Source organism: Kineococcus siccus (genome assembly GCF_009906795.1).
Taxonomy (GTDB): Bacteria; Actinomycetota; Actinomycetes; order Actinomycetales; family Kineococcaceae; genus Kineococcus; species Kineococcus siccus.
In genome coordinates this window covers 1-6,781 of the sequence record NZ_JAAALN010000217.1, presented here as the reverse complement: position 1 = coordinate 6,781, position 6,781 = coordinate 1, and the positions used below count along the sequence as shown (strand labels likewise).

General features: G+C 75.4%; 6 protein-coding genes. 4 read left to right on the top strand and 2 right to left on the bottom strand.

Annotated features, from left to right (window positions below):
* From GTR02_RS18285 to GTR02_RS18275, 3 genes are all read left to right on the top strand, one after another.
* The coding region (locus GTR02_RS18285) for an ABC transporter transmembrane domain-containing protein (protein ID WP_166608914.1) at window positions 1-1,692 on the top strand (1,692 nt) is incomplete at its 5' end.
* A complete protein-coding gene (locus GTR02_RS18280) occupies window positions 1,689-3,506 on the top strand; it encodes an ABC transporter ATP-binding protein (protein WP_338073909.1) in 1,818 nt (605 codons plus the stop codon). The genes GTR02_RS18285 and GTR02_RS18280, both read left to right, overlap by 4 nt.
* A 69-nt stretch (window positions 3,507-3,575) precedes the next feature.
* A complete protein-coding gene (locus tag GTR02_RS18275) occupies window positions 3,576-3,794 on the top strand; it encodes a hypothetical protein (RefSeq protein WP_166608913.1) in 219 nt (72 codons plus the stop codon).
* 39 nt (window positions 3,795-3,833) lie between these two features.
* On the opposite strand, the gene GTR02_RS18270 is transcribed toward GTR02_RS18275, so the two are convergent.
* On the bottom strand, window positions 3,834-4,955 hold the full coding sequence (locus tag GTR02_RS18270; protein ID WP_166608912.1) for a GuaB3 family IMP dehydrogenase-related protein: 1,122 nt from the start codon (window positions 4,953-4,955) through the stop codon (window positions 3,834-3,836).
* A 67-nt stretch (window positions 4,956-5,022) separates the two neighbouring features.
* Window positions 5,023-6,492: an IMP dehydrogenase gene (gene guaB, locus GTR02_RS18265; RefSeq protein WP_166608915.1), complete on the bottom strand. Its 1,470-nt coding sequence runs from the start codon at window positions 6,490-6,492 to the stop codon at window positions 5,023-5,025.
* A 79-nt stretch (window positions 6,493-6,571) separates the two neighbouring features.
* On the opposite strand from guaB, the gene GTR02_RS18260 reads away from it, so the two are divergent.
* Window positions 6,572-6,781, top strand: a 210-nt coding sequence (locus tag GTR02_RS18260; protein WP_166608911.1) for a hypothetical protein, incomplete at its 3' end; no start/stop codon positions are given.

Here is a 6,781-nt window from a genome sequence, read left to right as displayed (position 1 = left end):
GCGCAGCAGTGGGGGTCGCTGCTCGTCGGCACCCTCTTCGGCGTCGTCTGGCTGCTCTCGCAGGCGGTCCTGCCCGCCGCGATCGGCCGCGCGCTCGACGAGGGGGTCCTCACGGGCGACGACCGCGCGCTGCTGCGCTGGGCCGGCGTCGTCCTGGCGCTTGCCGTCGTCACGACCGTGTCCGCCGTGGTGCGGCACCGCTACGGCGTGACCAACTGGCTGACCGCGTGCTTCCGGACCCTGCAGCAGGTCGGGCGCCACACCGCGCGCTCGGGCACCGCGGTCAGCCGCGACCTGCCCCAGGGCGAGGTGCTCGCGAGCATCGCCTCCGACGGGCCGCGCCTCGCCGACGCCTTCGACGTCACCCAGCGCGCGGTCGCGTCGCTCGTGGCCGTCGTCGTCGTGGCCGTCCTCGTGCTGCAGACGTCGGTGCCGCTGGGGCTGCTCGTCCTCGTCGGCATCCCCGTCGTCCTCGTGCTGCTGCTGCTCGTCCTGCGCCCGCTGCAGGCCCGCCAGCGCCTGCACCGCACGCTGACCGGCGAGCTCACCTCGCTGGGCACCGACACCGTGCGCGGCCTGCGGATCCTGCGCGGCGTCGGCGGCGAGCAGATGTTCCTCGACCGCTACCACGTGCAGAGCCAGCGGGTCCGCGCCGCGGGCGTGCGGGTGGCGACGTGGGAGGCGAGCCTCGAGGCGCTGCAGATCCTCGTGCCCGGGCTGCTCGTGGCCTCGCTCGTGTGGGCCGGGGCCCGCGCCACGGTGCGCGGCGAGGTGAGCCCCGGCGAGCTCGTCGCGCTGTACGGCTACGCGGCCTTCCTCACCTCGCCGCTGCGCATGCTCGTGGAGTCCGCCGACAAGTACGCCCGCGCGCTCGTCGCGGCCCGGCGCCTGACGACGCTGCTCGGCGTGCGCCCGCTCGTCGCCGACGCCGGGACCGCGAGCGCCCCGGCGGGCGCGCTGGCCGACCCCGTCTCGGGCGTCAGCGCGCCCGCGGGCCGCTTCACCGCGGTCGTCAGCGACCCGCCCGAGTTCGCCGCGGAGCTGGGCCGCCGGCTCACGCGCTTCGACGACGACACCGAGGCCACGCTCGCGGGCGTCGCGCTGCGGGACCTGCCCGTGGCCGAGGTCCGCCGCCGCGTGCTGCTGGCCGAGGACGACGCCCAGCTGTTCAGCGGCACCCTGCGCGAGCAGGTCGACCCCGAGCGCGCCCACCCCGACGCCGACCTGCTGCACGTCCTGCGGGTCGCCGACGCGACCGACGTCCTCGAGGCGGTGGACGGCGGGCTCGCGGCGGTCGTCACCGAGCGGGGGCGGTCCCTGTCCGGCGGGCAGCGCCAGCGCCTGGCGCTGGCGCGGGTCCTGCTGCGCGACCCCGAGAACCTCGTGCTGGTCGAGCCGACCAGCGCGGTGGACGCCCACACCGAGGGCCGGATCGCCGCCCGGCTGCACGCGGCCCGCGCGGGTCGCACGACCGTCGTCGCGACGGCCAGCCCGCTCGTCCTGCCGCACGCCGACGCCGTGGCGTGGGTGCGCGACGGGCGCGTCACGGCCGTCGGCCGCCACGAGGAGCTGCTCGAGCGGCACGCCGACTACCGCCGGTTCGTGACGCGCGACGCCGCAGCCGCCGTCCCTCCCCAGACCCGACCGCAGCCGGCCGGGCCGCCCCGCCCCCGCACCGAGGAGCACGCGTGAGCCCCGCCGAGGCGCCCGACGAGACGCTCGACCCCCTCGCGACGGCCGACCCGACGACCCTGCCGGTCGCGGACCGCGCCCACGTCCTGCGCGACGTGCGGCGCCTGGTGCGCGAGCACCGGCGGGCGGGCCTGGTCATGCTGGGCCTGCACTCCGCGGCGGCCCTCGCGGGTCTCGCGGGGCCGTGGCTGCTGGGCGGTCTCGTCGACGACGTCGTGGCGTCCGTGCGCTCGGGCGTCGCGGACCCCGGCGGCGTGCAGCGCGCCATCGACGTCGCCGTGGGGCTGCTCGTGGCGGCCGTGGTCGCGCAGGCCGTCCTGGCCCGCGTGGCCCGCAAGCGCTCCCTCGTGCTCGCCGAGCAGGTGTTCGCGCAGCTGCGCGAGGAGTTCCTCGACCGCGCCACGACGCTCCCCCTCTCGGTCGTCGAGCAGGCGGGCACGGGCGACCTGGTCTCACGCACCACCAACGACGTCGACGCCCTGAGCTACACCGTGCGCTACGGCGCCCCGGCGATCCTCGTCGCCTGCGTCACCACGGTGTTCACGGTCGTCGCGGCGTTCCTGTCCGGCCCGCTGGTCGCGCTCGCGATCGTCGCGGGCGTGCCCGGGCTGCTGCTGGGCACCCGCTGGTACCTGCGCCGCGCGCAACCGGCCTACGCGGCGGAGCGTGCGTCGTGGGGACGGATCTCCACGACGCTGGGCGAGAACGTCGAGAACGTCCGCACCGTCGAGGCGCTGTCGCTCGCCGAGCACCGCATCGGGCTGCTGGACAGGGTGATCGGCACCACCGTGGTGAAGGAGCGCTACACGCTGCGGCTGCGCACCGTGTGGTTCCCGACCATCGAGATGTCCTACCTGCTGCCCGTCGTCGCGGCCCTGGTGTGGGGCGGCTACCTCGTGCGCCACGACCTCGCGACGGTCGGGCAGGTCACCGCCGTGGTGCTGTACCTGCGCCAGCTCGTCGGCCCCATCAACGAGCTGCTGATCTGGTGGGACGAGCTGCAGGTGGGCCAGGCGTCGTTCGCCCGCGTCGTGGGGTTGTCGGCCGTCGCCGCGGACCGCACCGTCAGCGGCGACACCCCGGACTCCGACGAGGTCTCCGCGCACCGGGTCGGCTACTCCTACACCGCCGACCGGCCCGTCCTCGCCGGCGTGTCCCTGCGCCTGACGCCGGGCGAGCGCCTCGCCGTCGTCGGTCCGACGGGCGCCGGCAAGTCCACGCTCGGGCGGCTGCTGGCCGGCATCACCCCGCCCACCGAGGGGTCCGTGCGCGTCGGCGGCGCCGAGGTCACGGGGCTGCCGCTGGACGAGATGCGCCGGCAGGTCGCGCTGGTCACGCAGGAGCGGCACGTCTTCGCCGCCACGCTGCGCGACAACGTGGCGCTGCCCCTGCCGGAGGCGGACGACGCGACCGTCGAGGCCGCCCTCGACGCGGTCGACGCGCTGGACTGGGCGCGCGCGCTGCCCGAGGGGCTGCAGACGCCGGTGGGCGAGAAGGGCGTGACCCTCTCCGCGGCCCAGGCCCAGCAGGTCGCGCTGGCCCGGCTCGTGCTGGCCGACCCGCACACCCTCGTGCTGGACGAGGCGACGTCCCTGCTCGACCCGAACGCCGCCCGGCACCTGGAGCGGACGCTCGCCGCCGTGCTCGAGGGCCGCACGACCGTCGCGATCGCGCACCGGCTGCACACGGCGCACGACGCGGACCGGATCGCGGTCGTCGAGGCGGGGCGCATCACCGAGCTCGGCACCCACGACGAGCTCGTCGACGCCGGCGGGCCCTACGCCGCGCTGTGGCGGTCCTGGCACGGCGGCTGACCGGACACCGCGGGAGCCGACGACGCAGAAGCCCTGGTGCCGCCGCCGGAGGGGGCGCATGCTGGGGCCATGCCGACGACGGAGCTGGTCCTGTTGCTCGTCCTCATGACGCTGCTGACCGTGGCCCTGAGCACGACGGCGGTGCGGGCACTGCGCCGTCGACGCCGACCGGCCGTCCGCGACGACACCCTGCGCGCGGGTCAGGGGCCCGCCGTCGACGGTTCGAGCGCCGCCCTGCGCGCGATCGGCCGCAACGCCTGGATGCTGCCGGGCGGCGGCGGCTTCTGACGCCCGCTCCCCCGCCGGCGCGACTCCACCCGGCCCGCGTCAGGTCGGCTGGTACGGCGAGACGACGACCTCGACGCGCTGGAACTCCTTGACGTCGGAGTAGCCCGTGGTCGCCATCGACCGGCGCAGCGCGCCGACGAGGTTGGTCGTGCCGTCGGCCGCGCGGCCGGGGCCCGTGAGGATCTCCGCGAGCGGCGCGACCGTGCCGACGTGCACGCGCTCGCCGCGCGGCAGCACGGCGTGGTGCGCCTCGGGCCCCCAGTGCCAGCCGCGGCCGGGGGCCTCGGTCGCCCGGGCGAGCGCCGCCCCGATCATCACGGCGTCCGCACCGCACGCCACGGCCTTGACGATGTCGCCGGACGTCCCGACGCCGCCGTCGGCGATGACGTGCACGTAGCGGCCCCCGGACTCGTCCATGTAGTCGCGGCGCGCGGAGGCCACGTCGGCCACGGCGCTCGCCATCGGCGCGTGGATGCCCAGGGTCGTGCGCGTGGTGTGCGCGGCCCCGCCGCCGAACCCCACGAGGACGCCCGCCGCGCCCGTGCGCATCAGGTGCAGCGCCGCGGTGTAGGTGGCGCAGCCGCCCACCACGACGGGCACGTCGAGCTCGTAGATGAAGCGCTTGAGGTTCAGGGGCTCGCTGCTGCCGGAGACGTGCTCGGCGGAGACCGTGGTGCCCCGGATGAGGAAGAGGTCGACACCCGCGTCGACGACGACCTTCCAGAACTCCTGCGTGCGCTGCGGCGAGAGCGCGCCCGCGACGGTGACGCCCGCGTCGCGGACCTCGGCGAGGCGGCGGGTGATCAGCTCGGGCTGGATCGGCTCGGCGTAGATCTCCTGCATGCGGCGCGTCGCGACGGCCGCGTCGAGCGCGGCGATCTCGGCGAGCAGCGGCTCGGGGTCCTCGTAGCGCGTCCAGAGGCCCTCGAGGTCCAGCACGCCCAGCCCGCCGAGGCGCCCCAGGGCGATCGCCGTGGCCGGCGAGACGACCGAGTCCATCGGCGCCGACAGCACCGGGATCTCGAAGTGGTAGGCGTCGATCTGCCAGGAGGTGGAGACGTCCTCGGGGTCGCGCGTGCGGCGGCTGGGGACGATGGCGATGTCGTCGAAGCTGTAGGCGCGCCTGCCCCGCTTGCCGCGGCCGATCTCGATCTCATGCACGAGAGGGAAGGCTACCCGCTGCGCGGGAGGCCCTCCGCCTGCGTCAGCGCCTGCGTCAGCGCCTCCGTCAGCGCCCGGAGTAGTTTGGCGCCTCGACCGTCATCTGGATGTCGTGCGGGTGGCTCTCCTTCAGCCCGGCGGGCGTGATCCGGACGAACCGGCCCACGTCCTGCAGCTGCGGCACCGTGCGGGCCCCCGCGTAGAACATCGACTGCCGCAGCCCGCCGACGAGCTGGTGGGCGACGGCCGCGAGCGGACCGCGGTAGGGCACCTGACCCTCGATGCCCTCGGGGACGAAGCGGTCGTCGGAGGCCACGTCGTTCTGGAAGTAGCGGTCCTTGGAGAACGAGCGGCCGCCGGTGCGCGTCTGCTGCGCCCCCAGCGAGCCCATGCCCCGGTAGGACTTGAACTGCTTGCCGTTGACGAACACCAGGTCGCCCGGGCTCTCGTCGCAGCCCGCGAGCAGCGAGCCCAGCATGACCGTGTCGGCCCCCGCCACGAGCGCCTTGGCGATGTCGCCCGAGTACTGCAGGCCGCCGTCGCCGATCACCGGGACCCCGGCCGGGCGGGCCGCCTTCGCCGCCTCGTGGATCGCGGTGACCTGCGGGACGCCGACCCCGGCGACCACGCGGGTCGTGCAGATCGAGCCCGGGCCCACGCCGACCTTGATGCCGTCGGCGCCCGCGTCGACCAGCGCCTGGGCCGCGGCCCGGGTCGCCACGTTGCCGCCCACGACGTCGACGTGCGCGGCCGCGCCGTCGGCCTTGAGCCGGGAGATCATCTCCAGCACCGCGCGGGAGTGCCCGTGCGCCATGTCGACCACGAGGACGTCGACGCCCGCGTCGACGAGGAGCATGGCGCGCTTCCAGGCGTCCTCGAAGATGCCGATGGCCGCGGCGACGCGCAGCCGGCCGTCGGGGTCCTTCGTCGCCAGCGGGTACTGCTCGCTCTTGACGTAGTCCTTGACGGTGATGAGGCCCGTCAGGCGGCCGCGGCCGTCCACGATCGGCAGCTTCTCGACCTTGTGGGAGCGCAGCAGCTGCATCGCGTCCTCGGGCGAGACGCCCACGGGGGCGGTGACGAGCGGCATCCGCGTCATGACCTCGTGCACGGGCCGGCTGAAGTCCGACTCGAAGCGCAGGTCGCGGTTGGTGACGATGCCGACGAGGGTCCCGTCGGGGTCGACGACGGGGACGCCGGAGATCCGGTAGCGCCCGCACAGGACGTCGACGTCGGCGAGGGTCGCGTCGGGCGTCGTCGTGATCGGGGAGGTCACCATGCCGGACTCGGAGCGCTTCACGAGGTCGACCTGGTTCGCCTGCTCCTCCGCGGACAGGTTGCGGTGCAGCACTCCCAGGCCACCCTGGCGGGCCATGGCGATGGCCATCCGGGACTCGGTCACGGTGTCCATGGCCGAGCTCAGCAGCGGGATGCGCAGCGTGACGCGCTTGGAGACGCGGGTGGAGGCGTCGACCTCCGAGGGCACGACGTCGGACTCCCCCGGCAGCAGGAGCACGTCGTCGTAGGTGAGGCCCATCTGGCCGAAGGGCCCCGGGTCCTCGGACGACGAGGCGGTGGACGGTCCGTCACTGCGGGGCTGCACGCTCACGACCTCGATGGTACGGCGCCGTCAGGACGTCGAGGGAACGTCCTCCGACGGCGGCGGGGTCGTCGGCGTCGGCACCGGCACCTCCGACGGCGCCCAGGCCCTCGACGGGCCCGTGCGCCCGCCGGGCGTCACGGTCGACCCCGCGCTCGTCTCCCCGACGTCGAGCACGCTGCCCGGCGTCATCAGCCAGGGCCTGCGGCAGACCGCCGGGCCCGAC

What these genes read in the sequence shown, in the direction of transcription:
- guaB (WP_166608915.1), bottom strand. Translation starts at nt 6,492, where the DNA reads ATGGGCCTCACCTACGACGACGTGCTCCTGCTGCCGGGGGAGTCCGAC.
- GTR02_RS18275 (WP_166608913.1), top strand. Translation starts at nt 3,576, where the DNA reads ATGCCGACGACGGAGCTGGTCCTGTTGCTCGTCCTCATGACGCTGCTG.